Consider the following 17,434-nt stretch of genomic DNA (forward strand, 5'->3'; position numbering starts at 1 on the left):
AGACAACACATGTTTTACAGAGAAAACGGTCAATTCAAGACCTCTTACCGCAGCGACCAGCAAATTTTCGCCATCGCGCAAGACCGTTGGGCCATCCTGGCGCTGATTGCCTTTGCTTTCGTCGGCGTCCCTTTTTTGGTCGACGAGTACATGTTCCGCGCCATCTTGATCCCCTTCCTCATCTTGTCGTTGGCGGCGCTGGGGGTGAACATCCTGGTCGGTTATTGCGGCCAGATTTCACTGGGTTCAGGGGCCTTCATGGCGGTGGGGGCCTACATGGCCTACAACACCTACATCCGCATTGAGGGCATGCCCCTGATCGTGGCGTTGCTGGCCGGGGGCTTTTTTGCGACCTTGGTGGGGATGTTCTTTGGCATTCCCAGCTTGCGCGTCAAGGGTCTGTATTTGGCAGTGGCCACCTTGGCTGCGCAATTCTTTTGCGATTGGGCTTTCCTGCGCATTGGCTGGTTCACCAACAACAACGCCTCGGGCTCGGTGTCTGTGTCCAACTTGAATGTGTTGGGCTGGTCCATCGACACCCCTTTGCAGAAATACTTGTTTTGCTTGGCCTTTTTGGTAGTGTTTGGTTTGTTGGCCAAAAACTTGGTGCGCTCGGCCATTGGCCGTGAGTGGATGGCCATTCGCGACATGGACGTGGCCGCTGCCGTGATTGGTATCCGCCCCGTTTATGCCAAGCTCAGCGCCTTCGCAGTGAGCTCTTTCATCGTCGGTGTGGCCGGCGGCTTGTGGGGCTTTGTGCACCTGGGTTCTTGGGAACCCGCCGCTTTCTCGATTGACCGTTCTTTCCAGCTCTTGTTCATGGTCATCATCGGCGGCATGGGCTCGATCATGGGCAGCTTCTTTGGCGCTGCATTCATTGTGATCTTGCCGATTTTTCTGAACCAGTTCCTCCCAGCTGTGGGCGATCTGATCGGCGTGAGCATCTCGACAGCAACCGTCTCGCACGCCGAATTCATGATCTTTGGCGCCTTGATTGTGTGGTTCCTGATCGTGGAGCCGCATGGCCTGGCCAAACTGTGGTCGGTGGCCAAGCAAAAGCTGCGTCTGTGGCCTTTCCCGCACTGATGTGCCGCAATTTTTCAGAGTTTTTTACCCCAAGTGCTTCCCTTTTTTTAACAGGAGACAAACCATGAAGCTTCGTCAACTCGTCCTTGCCACCACAGTGGCGGCTGCCGGTCTTGCCAGTGCGCTGGTCAGCACCGTGGCCACGGCCCAAACCAAAGAGCAGTTTTTCCCTGTGCTGGTGTACCGCACCGGCGCTTACGCCCCGAACGGCGTGCCCTTTGCCAACGGCTATGTCGACTACCTCAAGCTGGTCAATGCCCGCGGCGGCATCAATGGTGTCAAAGTCAGCTTTGAAGAGTGCGAAACCGGCTACGCTACCGACCGCGGTGTGGAGTGCTATGAACGCCTGAAAGGCAAGAACGGCGGCGCGACCGTGTTCCAGCCTTTGTCGACTGGCATCACCTTCGCGTTGACCGAAAAAGCCCCTGGCGACAAGATCCCTTTGATCACGGCAGGCTACGGCCGCAGCGAATCGGCTGACGGCGGCGTGTTCAAGTGGAACTTCCCCTTGGCCGGCACTTACTGGGTGGCTGGTGACGTCATCGTTCAAGACATTGCCAAAAAACTTGGCGGTGCCGACAAGCTCAAGGGCAAGCACATCGCTTTGGTCTACCACGACAGCCCATTTGGCAAAGAAGCCATCCCGATCTTGCAAGAGCGTGCGGCCATGCATGGCTTCAAGCTGAGCCTCTTGCCAGTGACCCACCCTGGTGTGGAGCAAAAGTCCACTTGGCTGCAAATTCGCCAAAGCCGCCCTGACTACGTGGTCAACTGGGGCTGGGGCGTGATGAACTCCACATTGCTCAAGGAGGCTCAAGCCACCGGCTACCCACGCGAGAAGATCTATGGCGTGTGGTGGGCGGGTGCCGAGCCTGACGTCAAGGACGTGGGCATGGGCGCCAAGGGCTACAACGCCATCACCATGCAGCACGGCACCGAAAAGGGCTCTGCGATCGTGAAAGAAGTGCTGGAAAAGTTGCACGCCAAAAACCAAGGCACAGGCCCCAAAGACGAAGTGGGTGAAGTGCTTTACATGCGCGGTTTGTTCAGTGCCATGTTCGCCGTGGAAGGCGTACGTCAAGCTCAGCAAAAGTATGGCAAAGGCAAAGTCATGACCGGTGAGCAAGCTCGCTGGGGTTATGAAAACCTGGATTTGACTCAGGCCAAGCTGGATGCACTGGGCTTCAAAGGGGTTTTGCGCCCTGTGTCTACCTCTTGTGCTGATCACATGGGTGCCAACTGGGCCCGTATCCACACATGGAACGGCAGCAAGTGGGAGTTCTCCAGTGACTGGTACCAGGCCGATGAGCAGATCATCAAGCCCATGGTCAAAGCCGCTGCTGACAAGTACGCCGCCGAGAAGAAGTTGACACGCCGCACCCCTGCGGACTGCCAGTCCTGATTGGTGAACAGCCCGCTGCGCAAGCGGTGGGCTGCAGCTGCACGGTGGTTCACGCCACCTGCAGCTGCCAAATGAAACCCTTGCGTGCAGCGGTTTCATTTGGCTTGAACCCCCAGAGTTATGAAAAGGCACAGCCCATGAGCGACAAAAACATTGTTCTGAACGTCAACGGCATCGAAGTCATTTACAACCACGTCATCTTGGTGCTCAAGGGCGTGTCCCTGCAGGTGCCCGAGCAAGGCATCGTGGCCTTGCTTGGCGGCAATGGCGCGGGCAAGACCACCACGCTGCGGGCGATTTCCAATTTGCTGCAAGGTGAGCGTGGCGCAGTGACCAAGGGCTCGATCGAGCTGCGCGGCGAGCGCATCGAAAACCTATCCCCCGCGGACTTGGTGAACAAGGGTGTGGTGCAGGTGATGGAAGGCCGCCACTGCTTTGCCCACCTGACCATCGAAGAAAACCTGATGACCGGCAGCTACACCCGCACCGACAAGGGCGAGATCGCTGCCAACCTGGACAAGGTCTACACCTATTTCCCCCGCCTGAAGACCCGCCGCACCTCGCAGGCGGCCTACACCTCGGGTGGTGAGCAGCAAATGTGCGCCATTGGCCGCGCCCTGATGACCAACCCCAACATGGTGTTGCTCGATGAGCCCTCTATGGGTCTGGCCCCGCAGATCGTGGAAGAGGTGTTCAACATCGTCAAGGATTTGAACGAGAAGGAAAAAGTCACCTTCCTGATCGCTGAGCAGAACACCAACATGGCCCTGAAATATGCCGACTACGGCTACATCATGGAGTCGGGTCGAATCGTGATGGACGGCGCGGCCGAAGACTTGCGCACCAACGAAGACGTGAAAGAGTTTTACTTGGGCATGGGCGGCGGTGAGCGCAAGAGCTTCAAGGACGTCAAGAGCTACAAGCGCCGCAAGCGTTGGTTGGCTTGATGCCAGCACCGTCCGTTCCCTCCGCAGTTCCCCCGAAAGAAAAACATGTCTCAGCACTTTGATGCGTTGGAAACGCGTGCCCCTGAAGTCCGTGAAGCCGCTTTGATGGCCGCTTTGCCTGCGCAGGTCGCGCACGCTAAGTCGCATGCCCCGGCCTTCGCCGAATTGCTCAAGGACGTGGATGCCGCCAGCGTGAAAAGCCGCGCTGCGCTGGCTCAATTGCCGGTCATCCGAAAATACGAATTGATGGAGCGTCAAAAAGCATCTCGTGCCGCTGGCGGCAATGTGTTTGGCGGTTTCAGCACCCTGGGTTTTGGCCAAGGCATGACCCGCGTATTCGCAAGCCCGGGCACGATTTACGAGCCCGAAGGCACCCGCCCCGATTACTGGCGCATGGCCCGCACCATGTTTGCGGCCGGATTTCGCCCGGGCGAGCTGATCCACAACTGTTTCAGCTACCACTTCACCCCGGCAGGTTCCATGATGGAAACCGGTGCCCATGCCTTAGGCTGCACCGTGTTCCCAGGTGGCATTGGCCAGACCGAACAGCAAGTGGCAGCCATGGCCGAGTTGCAGCCTGCGGGCTACATCGGCACCCCCAGTTTCCTGAAAATCATCCTCGAAAAAGCCGCCGAGATGGGTGTGGCTTTGCCCAGTGTGCGCAAGGCGCTGGTGTCAGGCGAGGCTTTCCCGCCCAGCCTGCGCGACTGGATGACGGCGCATGGCGTTGATGCCTACCAGTGCTACGCCACAGCGGATGTGGGTTTGATTGCCTACGAAACCGCCGCGCGTGAAGGCTTGGTGCTGGACGAAGGCGTGATCGTCGAGATCGTGCGCCCCGGCACGGGCGACCCGGTGCCTGAGGGCGAAGTGGGCGAGTTGGTCATCACCACACTCAACCCCGATTACCCCTTGATCCGTTTTGGCACAGGCGACTTGTCGGCCATCTTGCCGGGCACTTGCCCCACAGGCCGTACCGGTCAGCGCATCAAGGGCTGGATGGGCCGCGCCGACCAGACCACCAAGATCCGCGGCATGTTTGTGCACCCCAGTCAGGTGGCAGAGATCGTCAAGCGCTTCCCCGAGGTGAGCAAAGCCCGTTTGGTGGTGACCGGCGAGATGGCCAATGACCAAATGGCGCTGCATGTTGAAACAGGCGCCTTGTCTGACGATGCATTGAAGGCCCGAGTGTCTGAAGCCGTGCGCGATGTGACCAAACTGCGTGGCGAAGTGCATTTGGTGGCCGCAGGCAGTTTGGCCAATGACGGCAAGGTGATCGAGGACGCCAGAAGTTACCAGTGAGCTGGCCAGGGCCTCCAAGTGGCCTCATGGCCTTGTTTCACGGGGGAAATTAGGGAAAGCGACTAAGTACTTTCCGCCATGTCAAACCCCAACTTTGGTTCTAGACTATCAAAATAACTTTTGAGGTTTAGAAATGAAAAAACTGTTTGTTTTGGCTGCCATGGCAGCTGTTTCGGCGGGGGCTTTGGCCCAATCTTATCCCGGCACCAAGCCTATTTCCATTGTGGTGCCCTTCACTGCGGGTGGCCCGACAGACCGCGTCGCACGCGATTTGGCCGAAGCGATGCGCAAGCAGATTCCTGGCAGCAACTTCGTCGTTGAAAACGCTGCTGGCGCTGGCGGCACGATCGGTGCCACCAAGGTGGCCAAAGCCGCTCCTGATGGTCACTCACTCTTGTTGTTCCATATCGGTATGGCCGCTACTCCTGCCCTGTACCGCAAAATTGCTTACAAACCGCTGGAAGACTTCGAGTTCTTGGGTATGGTCAATGACGTGCCCATGACCCTCATCGGCAAGCCCCAGTTGCCCGCCAACACCTACCGTGACTTTGAAAACTACATCCGTGCGAACGCAGGCAAGCTGAACATCGCGCATGCGGGTTTGGGTTCTGCCTCCCACATTTGTGGCTTGCTGTGGCAGTCGAACCTGCAGACCAAAGACGCCATGACGACCATCCCCTTTGGTGGCACCGCGCCCGCCATGACCGCTCTGATCGGCGGCCAGGTTGATGTGATGTGTGACCAGACCACCAACACGGTGGGACAAATTGAAGGCGGACGTGTCAAGGCGTTTGCTGTCACAACGGCCAAGCCCTTGGCGGGACACCCTGTGCTCAAGTATTACCCCAGCCTGCAAGAAATGGGTCTGAAGAACTTTGACCTCACCATTTGGCACGGTTTGTATGCCCCTAAAGGGACCCCGCCAGCCATCACCAAGATGCTTAATGATGCATTGAAGAAGGTCTTGAAAGACCCCGAGTTCATCAAGAAAAACGAGGCCTTGGGTGCACTGGTGGTGACCGACAAGCGAACCGACCCTGCAGAACACAAGAAGTTTGTGGCCGCGGAGATGGTGAAGATCAAGGCCGCTGTGGATGCGGCTGGCAAATACGCCGACTGATCTGGAGTATGACCCCGCCAAAAGCCGCTCTTTGGAGCGGCTTTTTCTTTGGATGCGCCACTACGCCAGCAACGTGCCGGCCATCTCTGACTTTGGTTCTAGGTCGCATTGCCAATGACAAGCACTGAAGCCGAGGGCGTGTCAATGTCCCAAAATTCTCTGACCTTGGGTCAAATGTGGGCCGCTATGAATTTTTCGATGGCGTGGATGTCAATGGGTTTGTACATGACTTCGATGTTGTGCTGACTGAACAAATCCAAATGCTGGGGTGATGTGTCAGCAGTCACGATGCACGCTGGGATGTCTTGGTTGAATTCTTCTCGTAATTGCTGGATGAAGTAAAGCCCATCTTTGGGCCCCAGCCTGAAGTCGCTCACGATGAAATCCAACGGGGGGAGTGACTCTAAGCATTCGTGGAATGCGGTCTCTTCGTAGGGCACGATGTGGACGGTGTATCCAGCTTGCGTGAAGTAATGCAAGTAGGCCTGCGAGAGTGCTTCGTCATTTTCCAAGATGCCCAAATGACCCTTGGAATTATGGCCGTCTCGTGGGTGTGGCCCGTGCCCAACGGCTTCGCCAGAGGCCAGTGTCGGCTGCAGAGGCTTTGTGGGCTGAGCGGGAATGACGGCAAACCGGGTATGAACGGTGAACAAAGAGCCTTTGCCGACTTCGGATTGAACGTGGCAGTGGCCATCGATTTTTTTCACGATCCGGTTCACGATGGCCAAGCCCAAGCCCAGCCCATCGTAGTGAGAGCGTGAATGGTCTGAGCGGAAGAATTCGGTGAAGATCAATGGCAAATCCGCTTCAGGAATGCCACAACCGGTGTCTTTGACGGAAAAGCTCAGCGCATCAGAGCTGGCATCAAAAGCCACCTCGATGTGCCCTTGGTCGGTGTATTGGATGGCATTGGCCAGCAAGTTCCTCAATATTTGCTCCATCAAATGGAAGTCACCCTGCACCTGGTGTTTCACGCCCTTGAAGGACAACTTGATTTTTTTTTCGGCGCACAGGTCGCTGAAGCTGTCCTCCAAACTGTGAACGATCTCAATCAGATGGAACGCACGTTCTCGAATCGCCACATTTGAATCCAGCTTACTGATGTCCAGCAGCGTATTGAACATGCGGTTCAACACCGTGATGCTTTTGCGCATCCTGTTGAAAATGGAGCCATCACTTTCACTCAGCTGGCGGGTGTCGATCATGTCAACGAAGATATTGATGGATTGCATGGGCTGCCGCAGATCATGGCTGGCAGTGGCAATGAACTCGGACTTGGCCAAGTTGGCGGCCAAGGAAGCATTTTTTTCTTCGGTCAATTGCTCGATGAGGGCATCGTTTTTCAAGCGCAACGCAAATGACTTTTCCCATGATTTGGAAAATATGAATGCCATCTTGAAAGCCAAATAAACAGCCACCATGGAGCCCAGCGCAATGGGCCATACAACTTCACTGAAATTGACAGTGATGAAAATGAGCTCAGGTACTTTCAGAGGCAAGACAAAAGCGAAAAAAGTCTTCCAATTGACGCAATAACCCACCATCCCGACAAACAACACCGTGAGGCTGATGATTTGATAGAGCAAATAGCTCACCATGTCAGTGGGTTGTACAAAAACAAACCAACCCAGCCCCCACATCAGAGTCCCCATGCCAATCGCCAAGTTCAAGACTCGACCGTCTTGGAGTGGATTGGATAAAGCCCTTATGGATCGGAGTAAGGCATACCGCGTGATGACCGCCAAGGTCATGGCGGCAAGCCACGCCCCAAATCGAAGTGGTTCTGTGTCTTCCCAATACAAAGGAACACACAACAGCGGTGCCAATACGGTGGCGATGGTGCTCGATTTGGAGTAATCGAGCATGTATTGCAATTTTTCAATCGCAACCAGTGCCTGATCTCGAAGCCCTTCCACATGTGGTTCTTGTTGATGCGCAGATGGGGTCATACCATCATGAGGAGATCGGAGTCACGGATGGGAGCAGGAGCTTTTGAGCTTTCAATACAGCTTGGGTTCGGTTGAAGACCCTTAGCTCTTTGAAAATTTGATTGATGTGAATCTTGACGGTTTGTTCTTTGATCTCCAGCAGATCGGCAATGATCTTGTTGGGGTGCCCCATCGAAATCAAGGTCAAAACCTCCAATTGCCGCTGTGTGAGTCGGTATTCATGGGCGTCACTTGATGCACCTTGAGGATGGTGCCATTGCGTGCCGTTGTAGAGGGCTCTGAGCCTTTTAAAGATGATCGCGGAGGTGTTGTTCTTCGATAAAAAGAGGGCTGCGCCAGCGGAGACGGCGCGTGGCTCCCAGATGTCCGCATCCAAACCCGAAATGGACACGACGTGCGCCACATTCGGTTTGCTTCTGAACACCTTGATGCCGGCCAATCCGCTCAAGCCCGGCATCAACATGTCCAACAAAACAATCCAAGACTGCTTGGACTCGTCCACCAAGGTCATGCCCTCGCTGGCGTTGCTGGCGGTTTTGACGTCCACGCCCAAGGGGGCAAACTCTTTGGTTAAGGCTTCGCCCAGAGCTTCGCGGTAAACGGGGTGATCATCAATGATGAGCAGGGCAGGCTGGCGAGTGGCTGAATCGTTCATACGTTCGTCGATGCTACCCCTGTGATGGCCAAAATCAATGGAACTAAGGTTTTAGAGCGGGTCGCTTAATTGGCAAATTGCTCGGTGCCCACAATGCCCAATTTTGTCAGGCCTGCACGTTGGGCCCCGGCCAGCAAAGACGCAATCACTTCATATTTGGCTTTGGCATGCGAGCGGATGTGCAGTTCAGGCTGGGGCTGAAAGGCAGATACCTCGGCCAGCTTGGACTCCAGTGCAAGTCGATCTGCCAAAGGCTGACCGTTCCAACGCACGGTGGCGTTGGCATCGATGTCGATGTTGATCACGACAGGCTTGGTTGTTTGCGGAACGGTCGTGGCCACAGGCATATCCAGATTCACCGAATGCAATTGCGCAGGGATGGTGATGATCAGCATGATGATCAGCACCAACATCACGTCGATCAGCGGCGTGGTGTTGATGTCCATCATCACCTCGGATTCGTCGTCGCTGCCGGTGCCCAAGTTCATGGCCATGTGTGTCTCCTGGTGCCGCTGCGGTGTGTCACGGTGTCGGGTCGGTGATGAAGCCAACTTGGGTGATGCCCGCGCGTTGCACGGCGTACATGACACGCCCCACCGACTCGAAGGCACTTTTCGCATCACCGCGTATCTGCACATCGGGTTGGGGCTTCATGGCGGCGAACTTTTGAAGCCGCGCATTCAGGTCTTTGTTTGACTGCATGGGGGTGTCGTACAGGAAGATCTGACCAGCCTGATTGACCGAAATGACCACGGTCTCAGGCTTGGCCACGCGTACCACGTTCTGTTCTTGGGGCAGGTCCACCTTGATGGACGTGGTGACCACGGGGATGGTGATCAAAAAAATGATGAGCAGCACCAGCATCACATCCACCAGTGGCGTGGTGTTGATGCTGCCGATGACTTCGTCATCGTCTGACGTGCCCAGCGTGGGGCCGAGGTTCATGCCCATTATTTGGGGGCCGATGCCAACAGCACCGCGTGCAGGTCAGCTCCAAAGGCGTTGACTTCTTCCATGGCTGCTTTGTTACGTCGAACCAACCAGTTGTAGCCCAGTACCGCAGGCACAGCCACGGCCAAGCCTATGGCCGTCATGATGAGCGCTTCCCCCACGGGGCCTGCCACTTTGTCAATGCTGGCCTGGCCAGACATGCCGATCTTGACCAGCGCATGGTAGATGCCCCACACCGTGCCAAACAAGCCAACAAAGGGGGCGGTGGAGCCTACCGTTGCCAACACCGCCAAGCCATCTTGCTGGCGGCTTTGCACGGTGCCCATGGCCCGTTGAATGCTCATGGTTACCCAGGTGTTGAAGTCCACGCTGCCCAGCAGGCCCTCATGTTTGGCGGCACCTTCCAGGCCTTTTTCAGCAATAAACCGGAAAGGGCTGTCCGCTTCCAAGGCGTCAGCCGCTTGGCGCACAGAGCCTGCAGACCAAAAATTGGCCCGTGCTGTCTCGGCAAATCGGTGCAGTTTGGATTGGGCAGTGAATTTGGTGAAGATCACATACCAGCTGCCCATGCTCATCAGCACCAAAATCAACAGTGTGCCTTTGGCCACGGCATCGCCTTGAGCCCAAAGAGCGCCCAGGCCGTAGGGGTTGGCTTCAGGTTGGGTGGCCTCTGCAGCGGCCAAGCTGGCGCTGGCCACAGGGCTTGAGGCCACGGGCGCATCTGGCGCGGCCATGCTGTGCCCTGCGAACAAAAAACTGGCGCAGATCAGGATGCCCAGCAGGCCGTGTTTCAGAGTGGTGAACATGAAGGCGTTTCCTTGGAACTTCTGTAAATCAAGGGTGAATCGGAGTGTAATTTGGGAATGGGCGATGGGTCATTCCAAGCGCCAAACGTATTGGATGGTGGTCCAAGCCTCTTCTGGTTTGCCATCGACCGTGGCGGGCTTGAACTGGCATTTCGCCAAACCCGCCCGTGCGGCTTCATCCAAGCGTTTGTAGCCGGAGCTCTTCGCCACTTCAGACTGAATGACTTTGCCATCGGTTCCCACCAAGAAGCGCAAACCGACGGTACCTTCCTCTTCCATGCGCCGTGATGCCGTGGGGTAGTCGGGTTTGTCGCATTGGGCAATGTTGACGCCCGCTGTGGTGCGCACAGGGGCTTTGGCCGGTGCCGCAGGGGCCGCTGCAGGGGTAACAGGGGCTGGCGCAGGCGCTGCAGGTGCTGCCAGTGGTGGGGTAGGGCTGACCGCTACGATGGCATTGGCCGATGCCACCACCATCGGTATGACAGCTGGCGGCACATAAGCTGGCGGTGTGGGCGTGGGTGGTGGGGCAGGTTTTGGCGCAGGAGGCGGTGGCGGTGGCGGCAACTCGGCCCGTTTCTCCTCCAGCAACAGCGCCTGCACGACCACCGGCATCTTTTGCATGACGGTTCGCGTCAATCCGGTTTGAATGGCCCAAAACAGCAAACCATGCAACACCACCACCGCAGCCAAGCCCAGCCATTTGCGCTTGGAGGGTGCTTGGAGGTAAGTGCTGTGGGACATGGCGAACGATGGTTGGATGCTGGGCGCTGTCAAAGGGTTGATCGGTTGACTGAGCCCTGTATTTTGCGTGAGAAGGCCCCGCGTTCCGACTTAAAACACCGCTCCAGCGGTGGTTTTTAAGCGTTCAGGGTTGTCTTTGCAGTCGAAAATCTTGCCCGGTTTGATTTTTCTCAAACCTTTGCCCTTGGATCAAGCGGCCGCAATGCCCTTGAACGGGGCGGCCCAGCCAAGTGGCCGCAATTCGCACACCGTCGTGGGACTCTTCCAGGGTGAATTCGCCCTCGTCCAAATCGGCCACCACGGCATAGCGGTGTTGTCCTTGCAACAGTTCCCCCTTCAGGCTGCCTGCATGCTCAGGGTGCGGGCCCAAGCGCATACTGAAGGGGTTTGTCGCACCTGCCAGTTGAACCTGCCATTCGCCAAACAGCATGTCTGAACGCAGGCCTGCGCCTGAAGGGCAGTAGGGCGGCATGGGTGAGTTGGCGCAAGCGCAGACGGCGAGTGCGAGCCACACGGTGAGGGTGATGCGCCAAAAGCGAACGGCTTGCAAGGACGGTTTCATGTGGGGGCTTGTGCCGCCGCATCGGCTGCGCGTTTGGCAAATTCGGCGCGCAAGGCCTTGAGCTTCTCGCGCGGGTCTTCTTTGATGGTGTTTTCGTCCAGGCGCATTTCGGCGATGAAGCGGCTGGGCAGGGCGGCCACGGTTTCGCGGCCTTTTTTGCGGCGTTGGGTCCAGCTCACCGCCAAGCTGCGCTGGGCGCGGGTGATGCCCACATACATCAAGCGCCGCTCTTCTTGCAGGCGCAGCAAAATGCCCTCTTGGCTGGCCCCAGCAGTGGTGTCGTCGTCACCCAGTTTGAAGGGCAGCAAGCCCTCGTTCACGCCCACCAGGGTCACATGCGGCCACTCCAGCCCCTTAGAGGCGTGCAAGGTCGACAGTGTGACCACGTTTTGGTCTTTCTCACGCTCGCTCAGCGTGGAAATCAGCGAGATGGTCTGTGCCACCTCCAGCAGGTTTTTGGTGTCGGTGGCGTCCGTCCCCGTGGCGTCTTCGATCTCGCCGCCGCAACGCCCGGCCATCCAGTCGCAAAACTCCAGCACATTGGTCCAGCGGGCCGAGGCCACTTTCTCGTTGTCCTCGCCGTCGTACAGGTGCGACTCATAACCAATCTCTTTGAGCCATTCGAGCAAAAACGCCAGCGCGTCCGTTTTGCCCAAGGTGTGGCGGGCGCGGTGCTCCAGGTCGTTGATGTAGCGGCCAAACTCGTGCAGACCGTCCAAGGCGCGGGTGTTCACTGCGCTGGGCAGGCTGCCCGCAAACAAGGCCTCGAACAGGCTCAGTTTGTACTGCGTGGCAAAAGTGCCCAACTGGCCCAGTGTCTGGTGGCCAATGCCGCGTTTGGGGCTGGTGATGGCGCGCAAAAACGCCGGGTCGTCGTCGTTGTTGATCCACAGCCGAAACCAAGCGCACAGGTCCTTGATCTCGGCCTTGTCAAAAAAGCTCTGCCCGCCCGACACCTTGTAGGGAATGTTGGCGCGGCGCAGCGCCTGCTCAAAGGGGCGGGCCATGTGGTTGGCCCTGTACAGGATGGCGAAGTCCTTGAATTCGCGGTGCTTGGACGGGTTGAGTTGACCACCACGGATCGACTGGATGCGCGCAATGGCGCGGTCTGCTTCGTGCTCTTCGTTCACGGCGTCGACCACGCGCACGGGTTCGCCCTCACCCAATTCCGAAAACAGGGTTTTGGGATAGAGCTTGGGGTTGGGTTCGATGACGTTGTTGGCCGCACGCAGAATAGCGCTGGTGGAGCGGTAGTTCTGCTCCAGCTTGATGACTTTCAGATTGGGAAAGTCCACGGGCAAGCGCTTCAAGTTGTCGAGCGTCGCGCCACGCCAGCCGTAGATCGACTGGTCGTCGTCGCCCACCGCGGTGAAGCGGGCCCGCTCGCCCACCAGGTGTTTCAGCACCTCGTATTGCGTGGCGTTGGTGTCTTGGTATTCGTCCACCAGCACATGGCCCATCTTGGCCTGCCAGCGCTCGCGCACTTCGGGGTAGTCGGCCAGCAGTTTCAAAGGCATGCCGATCAGGTCGTCAAAGTCCACGCTTTGGTAAGCTGTCAGCCGCTCTTGGTACAGCGCCATGATGCGGGCGATCACGCGGGCGTTGTCGTCAGGCGCTTGGGCCGAGGCCTGCTCGGCGTTCAGGCCCATGTTTTTCCACAGGCTGATGGTCCACTGCCATTGGCGGGCCGTGGCCGCATCGGTGGTGCCGCCGCAGTCTTTCAGGATGCTGGTCACATCGTCCGCGTCCATGATGCTGAACTGAGGTTTCAGGCCCAGCACCGCGCCGTCTTCTCGCATGATGCGCACGCCCAGGGCGTGGAAGGTGCAGACCGTCACATCCTTGGCGGCCTTGCCGATCAGCTGCTTGGCCCGCTCGCGCATCTCGGCAGCGGCCTTGTTGGTGAAGGTGATGGCCGCGATGCGCTTGGGCTCCAGACCAGCTTCGATCAGGCGTCCGATTTTGTGCGTGATCACCCTCGTTTTGCCCGAACCCGCCCCGGCCAACACCAGGCAGGGGCCGGAGACAAAGTTCACGGCTTCGAGTTGGGCGTTGTTGAGTCCGGCTGACATGGGGAGGTGGGCGTTCGGGGCAAAGCGGGCCATCATAGCGGGCTTGAGTCTGGCGACTGCCTGAAAGATGCGGATCGACTGTGCAAGCGTCCTCCATGGAGGCCGTAGGCGTTCGCCCAGCTTGTCCACACCGTGACTGCCCTTGCCCAGGGGATCTACTGGTTTACCCCGACAATCGGTGCATGTTTGAAATTTTGCGTGTCACATTTCCCTTCTTTGCACTGGTTTTGTGCGGTTACGTGGCCGCCCGGTGGCGGTTTTTGCCTTTGGCGGCCATTCCCGGCTTGAATGGCTTTGTGCTGTTTTTTGCACTGCCGTGCATGTTGTTCCGGTTCGGGGCCGACACGCCGATTGCGCAGTTGCTCGACGCCGGGGTGTTTTTCTCTTATTTGTTTTGTGCTTTGGTGATGGTGGCGTTCAGCATCGCCATCAGCTTGAACGAGCGCATCCGATGGAACGATGCGTCTTTGGGGGCTTTGGTCGCGGCTTTTCCCAACACAGGTTTCATGGGCGTGCCCTTGCTGGTGGCCTTGCTGGGGGCGCAGGCGGTGGGCCCGGCCATTGTGACCATCGTGGTGGATTTGGTCATCACTTCTTCGCTGTGCGTGGCTTTGTCGCGCATGGATGCTGCGGGTGAGCACGGCGCGGCTGTGGCGGCCCGCAAGGCGCTGGCCGGGGTGTTGCGCAATCCCATGCCTTGGGCCATCAGTCTGGGCGCGGCGTTTTCATTTTGGAACCTGGCCTTGCTGGGGCCGGTGAACAAAACCGTGGGCTTGCTGGCCGATTCGGCTTCTCCCGTGGCCTTGTTCACCATTGGTGCGGTCTTGGCCCGCTCGCAAATGTTGGCCCATGAGCGCACGGACGGCCCCTTGCAAATGGGTGATTACCTGCCAATTGCCTTGGCCAAGTTGGTGCTGCACCCGGTGTTGGTCTTGTTGGTGGGTCTGACGGCCATCCAATGGGGCGTGCCGATCGAGCCTTTGGCGCTGCAGGTGATGGTGTTGGTGGCCGCACTGCCCAGTGCCAGCAATGTGTCGCTGTTGGCTGAGCGCTTGGGGGCTGACAACGGGCGCATTGCCCGCATCATTTTGGTCACCACCGCGGCCGCTTTTTTGACTTTCTCCGGGGCGGTGGCCTTTTTCAAAGCCTGATCCCTACAGGGTTTGAGGCCCCGATCAAATCGCCTGAGGGTCCACGTCCACCAGCCAGCGGATGACGCCTTTGTGTTCGGGTTGGCTGCGCACTTGATGCAGCACGGCGTGCAGGTGCCACAGCATTTTTTGCAGGGCCATGCGGTTGGGGCTCTCCAGCAGCATTTGGGCGCGCTCCACATCGGCCACGCGCTGCATGCTCATGGGCACGGCGGGGTATACGCTCACTTGCAACACCAAATCCTGGGTGGTCGGGTCGGCGCTCAGTTGCGCTTCCAGCGTTTGGCGTGCGGCATTCAGCAAGGCTTGGGCGGCTTCTTGCGTGCGGGCGTCAGCCCGCAGCAGTGCCTGGTGGCTGATCGGCGGCAATTCAGCGGCGGTGCGCTCGGCCAGTTCGCTTGCCGCAAAGGCCGGATAGTCGTGTTTTTTGAGCGCCTCGAACAGCGCATGCGTGGGGTGAAAGGTCTGCACCCACATCTCGCTGGTGGCACTTTGGGCGGCATCGCGCCCAGCACGGCCAGCAGCCTGCATGAGCAGGGCAAACAAGCGCTCGGGTGCGCGAAAGTCGCTTGAAAACAGTGCGGTGTCCGGGTTGACGGCGGCCACCAAGGTGATGCGCCGGAAGTCATGCCCTTTCGCAATCATTTGCGTGCCAATCAAGACATCCACTTCGCCGGAGTGGACTTGGGCCAATTGGCTCTCGAGTGCGCCTTTGAGGCGGGTGGTGTCGGCGTCGATGCGCGCAATGCGCACCGGGGTGCCGTCGGGGCGCAAGACATGCGCCAGCAATTCGCCCAAGTGCTCTTCAAGTTGTTCGGTGCCTCGGCCAATGGGCGCGATGTCGGCGTTGCCGCACTCGGGGCAGGCGCGAGGCACGCGCTCGGTCAATCCGCAGTGGTGGCAGCGCAGGGTGCGGTCAATTTTGTGGAACACCCGGAATGCGCTGCAGTGCTTGCATTCGCTTTTCCAGCCGCAGTCGGCGCAGTGCAGCACGGGGGCGTAACCCCGGCGGTTGAGCAGCAGCATGCACTGCTCGCCCCGCTGGACCCGCTCTTGAATGGCCGCCACCAGCGGGGCCGACAGCACGGTGCGTCTTGGCTGTTTGTTCATGTCCACGCGGCGCACTTTGGGCAGCAGGCCAGTGCCCATGCGCGAGGGCATCAGCAGCCGTTGGTAGCGCCCGCCCGAATCGTCGGCATCGGCCGGGCGGCTGTGGTGCCAGCTTTCGAGAGACGGCGTGGCCGAAGCCAGCAACACGGGGGCGTTGTGCAGGCGACCGCGGTAAACCGCCAAGTCGCGGGCCGAGTAGCGGGCCCCTTCTTGCTGTTTGTAGCTGGGGTCGTGTTCTTCGTCGACCACAATGAGTTGCAGGTGCGGCATGGACGCAAAAATGGCCATGCGCGTGCCCAGCACGATGCGGGCATGGCCCGCGTGCGCGGCCAGCCAGCCCTTGAGGCGCTGGGCGGGCGTCATGCCGCTGTGCATGGACACCACGGCCTCACTGCCAAAGCGGGCTTGCACCCGCTCTTCCAGCTGCGGCGTGAGGTTGATCTCGGGTACCATGAGCAGGGCCTGGGCCTGTGGGTCGGCTTGCAGCATGCGCTCCACGGCCTGCAAATACACTTCGGTCTTGCCGCTGCCGGTGCTGCCAAACAGCAAAAATGGGCCTGAGCCTTCGGCCATCTGCGCCAGCACAGTACTTTGTTCTGATGAAAGGGTGGGACCCGCCGAGGTCTGCACCTTCCGCATGGTGTTTTGCTTTTTCAGGCGGCGCGCCAGTTGATCGGATGTCAGATCCCGCAACTGCGGGGGCAAGGCCGACAAAGCCACCTCGCCCAAAGAGCGTTGGTAATACTGGGCGGAAAACTGCACCAGTTGCCGCCAGTGCATGTCCAGTGGTGGCAATCCTTCCAGCACCCCCAGCACATCGCGCACGTTGGCCTCGGGCATGTCCTCCGGGGCTCGGTCACGGATGGCCCAAACCACACCCAGCACTTCGCGCGGGCCAAAAGGCACGCGGACCAACACTCCCGGCTGCACCAAAAAGGGGCTGCGGTAAGTCAATAACCCCCCCACCTGGGTGTGGGCGGGGGTCTGGACGGCAACGTCGATCCAGCAGTGTGTGCTCACATGGTTTCCGGTGAATTGAGGTGGATTTGACGGAATTGAAGGTTAGCCGATTTCTTGAAACAAGATGTAAGTCGTTGATTTTTCAGCGCTTTGGGCTTGATTCATGAAATCTGTGGATAACTTTGTTGAAAACTCCGTCTGGATGCGCTGGAAGCCTTGAAAATCAAGCCTTCCAACAAATTGCCCATCCAATGTGCAAGATAAAAAAGTCAATTAAATCAATAACTTACGGTTTTGGCTTGAGGCCTATTTTGCTGCTGTGCAGCAAGCCCGCATCGGCGAAGTGGCTTTTCACTTTTGTGCATAAGTCAAGCGCCGAATGCCAAATATTTTGCAAATAAAGGCTTTAAATGGTCTTTTTTCTATGCTAGTGCTTGCGACACGCAGAGTGCCATGCTCACTTTTGGCGCATCGCTCGCGAATGGCTGTGCACCGCCTCGACCAGCGCCGTCACATGCTCGGGCGGGGTGTACTGGCTGATGCCGTGGCCCAGGTTGAAGATGTGAGTGGGGCCGGTGGTGTTGCGGTCGGTGTGGGGCGTGCCAAAGCTGTCGAGCACA

16 protein-coding genes are annotated in these 17,434 nt (G+C 58.3%); 6 read left to right on the top strand and 10 right to left on the bottom strand.

Annotated elements, in window-relative coordinates:
• The first annotated feature begins 9 nt into the window (after positions 1-9).
• The 5 genes from SWE17_RS09315 to SWE17_RS09335 all read left to right on the top strand — a co-directional run bounded on the left by SWE17_RS09315 (position 10) and on the right by SWE17_RS09335 (position 5,857).
• On the top strand, positions 10-1,086 hold the full coding sequence (locus SWE17_RS09315) for a branched-chain amino acid ABC transporter permease (protein WP_322992824.1): 1,077 nt from the start codon (positions 10-12) through the stop codon (positions 1,084-1,086).
• A 64-nt stretch (positions 1,087-1,150) separates the two neighbouring features.
• Complete coding sequence (locus SWE17_RS09320; protein ID WP_100117966.1) at positions 1,151-2,488, top strand: ABC transporter substrate-binding protein; 1,338 nt, start codon at positions 1,151-1,153, stop codon at positions 2,486-2,488.
• Positions 2,489-2,625: 137 nt separating this feature from the next.
• Positions 2,626-3,435, top strand: a complete 810-nt coding sequence (locus SWE17_RS09325; RefSeq protein WP_322992825.1) for an ABC transporter ATP-binding protein — start codon at positions 2,626-2,628, stop codon at positions 3,433-3,435.
• 45 nt (positions 3,436-3,480) lie between these two features.
• Positions 3,481-4,737: a phenylacetate--CoA ligase family protein gene (locus SWE17_RS09330; RefSeq protein ID WP_322992826.1), complete on the top strand. Its 1,257-nt coding sequence runs from the start codon at positions 3,481-3,483 to the stop codon at positions 4,735-4,737.
• Positions 4,738-4,870: 133 nt separating this feature from the next.
• Complete coding sequence (locus SWE17_RS09335) at positions 4,871-5,857, top strand: tripartite tricarboxylate transporter substrate-binding protein (RefSeq protein ID WP_322992827.1); 987 nt, start codon at positions 4,871-4,873, stop codon at positions 5,855-5,857.
• A 170-nt stretch (positions 5,858-6,027) separates the two neighbouring features.
• On the opposite strand, the gene SWE17_RS09340 is transcribed toward SWE17_RS09335, so the two are convergent.
• From SWE17_RS09340 to SWE17_RS09375, 8 genes are all read right to left on the bottom strand, one after another.
• The gene (locus tag SWE17_RS09340; RefSeq protein ID WP_322992828.1) at positions 6,028-7,722 is read right to left on the bottom strand and encodes a hybrid sensor histidine kinase/response regulator; all 1,695 of its coding nucleotides are present in this window, start codon (positions 7,720-7,722) and stop codon (positions 6,028-6,030) included.
• An 88-nt stretch (positions 7,723-7,810) separates the two neighbouring features.
• The gene (locus SWE17_RS09345; protein WP_322992829.1) at positions 7,811-8,461 is read right to left on the bottom strand and encodes a response regulator transcription factor; all 651 of its coding nucleotides are present in this window, start codon (positions 8,459-8,461) and stop codon (positions 7,811-7,813) included.
• 65 nt (positions 8,462-8,526) lie between these two features.
• On the bottom strand, positions 8,527-8,955 hold the full coding sequence (locus SWE17_RS09350; RefSeq protein ID WP_322992830.1) for a biopolymer transporter ExbD: 429 nt from the start codon (positions 8,953-8,955) through the stop codon (positions 8,527-8,529).
• A 28-nt stretch (positions 8,956-8,983) separates the two neighbouring features.
• Positions 8,984-9,412: a biopolymer transporter ExbD gene (locus tag SWE17_RS09355; RefSeq protein ID WP_322992831.1), complete on the bottom strand. Its 429-nt coding sequence runs from the start codon at positions 9,410-9,412 to the stop codon at positions 8,984-8,986.
• Positions 9,412-10,218 (bottom strand): MotA/TolQ/ExbB proton channel family protein, encoded by an 807-nt coding sequence (locus SWE17_RS09360; protein ID WP_416235000.1) that lies wholly within the window; start codon positions 10,216-10,218, stop codon positions 9,412-9,414. The genes SWE17_RS09355 and SWE17_RS09360 overlap by 1 nt, the downstream gene beginning before the upstream one ends.
• A gap of 69 nt (positions 10,219-10,287) precedes the next feature.
• Entirely contained in the window at positions 10,288-10,959 is a 672-nt protein-coding gene (locus tag SWE17_RS09365) for an energy transducer TonB (protein WP_322992832.1), read from the bottom strand.
• Between the two features lie 124 nt (positions 10,960-11,083).
• The gene (locus SWE17_RS09370; protein WP_322992833.1) at positions 11,084-11,521 is read right to left on the bottom strand and encodes a hypothetical protein; all 438 of its coding nucleotides are present in this window, start codon (positions 11,519-11,521) and stop codon (positions 11,084-11,086) included.
• A complete protein-coding gene (locus SWE17_RS09375; RefSeq protein WP_322992834.1) occupies positions 11,518-13,593 on the bottom strand; it encodes an ATP-dependent helicase in 2,076 nt (691 codons plus the stop codon). Before SWE17_RS09375 ends, SWE17_RS09370 begins: the two co-directional genes overlap by 4 nt.
• Positions 13,594-13,775: 182 nt before the next feature.
• On the opposite strand from SWE17_RS09375, the gene SWE17_RS09380 reads away from it, so the two are divergent.
• On the top strand, positions 13,776-14,744 hold the full coding sequence (locus SWE17_RS09380; protein WP_322992835.1) for an AEC family transporter: 969 nt from the start codon (positions 13,776-13,778) through the stop codon (positions 14,742-14,744).
• 24 nt (positions 14,745-14,768) lie between these two features.
• Here SWE17_RS09380 and priA read toward each other — a convergent pair whose 3' ends face one another.
• Positions 14,769-16,874: a replication restart helicase PriA gene (gene priA / locus SWE17_RS09385; protein ID WP_322992836.1), complete on the bottom strand. Its 2,106-nt coding sequence runs from the start codon at positions 16,872-16,874 to the stop codon at positions 14,769-14,771.
• A 397-nt stretch (positions 16,875-17,271) separates the two neighbouring features.
• The coding region (locus SWE17_RS09390; protein WP_322992840.1) for a uroporphyrinogen decarboxylase family protein at positions 17,272-17,434 on the bottom strand (163 nt) is incomplete at its 5' end.

Origin of the sequence: Limnohabitans sp., assembly GCF_034680285.1 — a bacterium.
Lineage (GTDB): Bacteria > Pseudomonadota > Gammaproteobacteria > Burkholderiales > Burkholderiaceae_C > Limnohabitans_A.

Bases quoted from the DNA above. Each gene is read 5' to 3' on its own strand.
- SWE17_RS09315 (WP_322992824.1), top strand. From the start codon at position 10: ATGTTTTACAGAGAAAACGGTCAATTCAAGACCTCTTACCGCAGCGAC.
- SWE17_RS09320 (WP_100117966.1), top strand. From the start codon at position 1,151: ATGAAGCTTCGTCAACTCGTCCTTGCCACCACAGTGGCGGCTGCCGGT.
- SWE17_RS09325 (WP_322992825.1), top strand. From the start codon at position 2,626: ATGAGCGACAAAAACATTGTTCTGAACGTCAACGGCATCGAAGTCATT.
- SWE17_RS09330 (WP_322992826.1), top strand. From the start codon at position 3,481: ATGTCTCAGCACTTTGATGCGTTGGAAACGCGTGCCCCTGAAGTCCGT.
- SWE17_RS09335 (WP_322992827.1), top strand. From the start codon at position 4,871: ATGAAAAAACTGTTTGTTTTGGCTGCCATGGCAGCTGTTTCGGCGGGG.
- SWE17_RS09340 (WP_322992828.1), bottom strand. From the start codon at position 7,722: ATGCTCGATTACTCCAAATCGAGCACCATCGCCACCGTATTGGCACCG.
- SWE17_RS09345 (WP_322992829.1), bottom strand. From the start codon at position 8,461: ATGAACGATTCAGCCACTCGCCAGCCTGCCCTGCTCATCATTGATGAT.
- SWE17_RS09350 (WP_322992830.1), bottom strand. From the start codon at position 8,955: ATGGCCATGAACTTGGGCACCGGCAGCGACGACGAATCCGAGGTGATG.
- SWE17_RS09355 (WP_322992831.1), bottom strand. From the start codon at position 9,412: ATGGGCATGAACCTCGGCCCCACGCTGGGCACGTCAGACGATGACGAA.
- SWE17_RS09360 (WP_416235000.1), bottom strand. From the start codon at position 10,218: ATGTTCACCACTCTGAAACACGGCCTGCTGGGCATCCTGATCTGCGCC.
- SWE17_RS09365 (WP_322992832.1), bottom strand. From the start codon at position 10,959: ATGTCCCACAGCACTTACCTCCAAGCACCCTCCAAGCGCAAATGGCTG.
- SWE17_RS09370 (WP_322992833.1), bottom strand. From the start codon at position 11,521: ATGAAACCGTCCTTGCAAGCCGTTCGCTTTTGGCGCATCACCCTCACC.
- SWE17_RS09375 (WP_322992834.1), bottom strand. From the start codon at position 13,593: ATGTCAGCCGGACTCAACAACGCCCAACTCGAAGCCGTGAACTTTGTC.
- SWE17_RS09380 (WP_322992835.1), top strand. From the start codon at position 13,776: ATGTTTGAAATTTTGCGTGTCACATTTCCCTTCTTTGCACTGGTTTTG.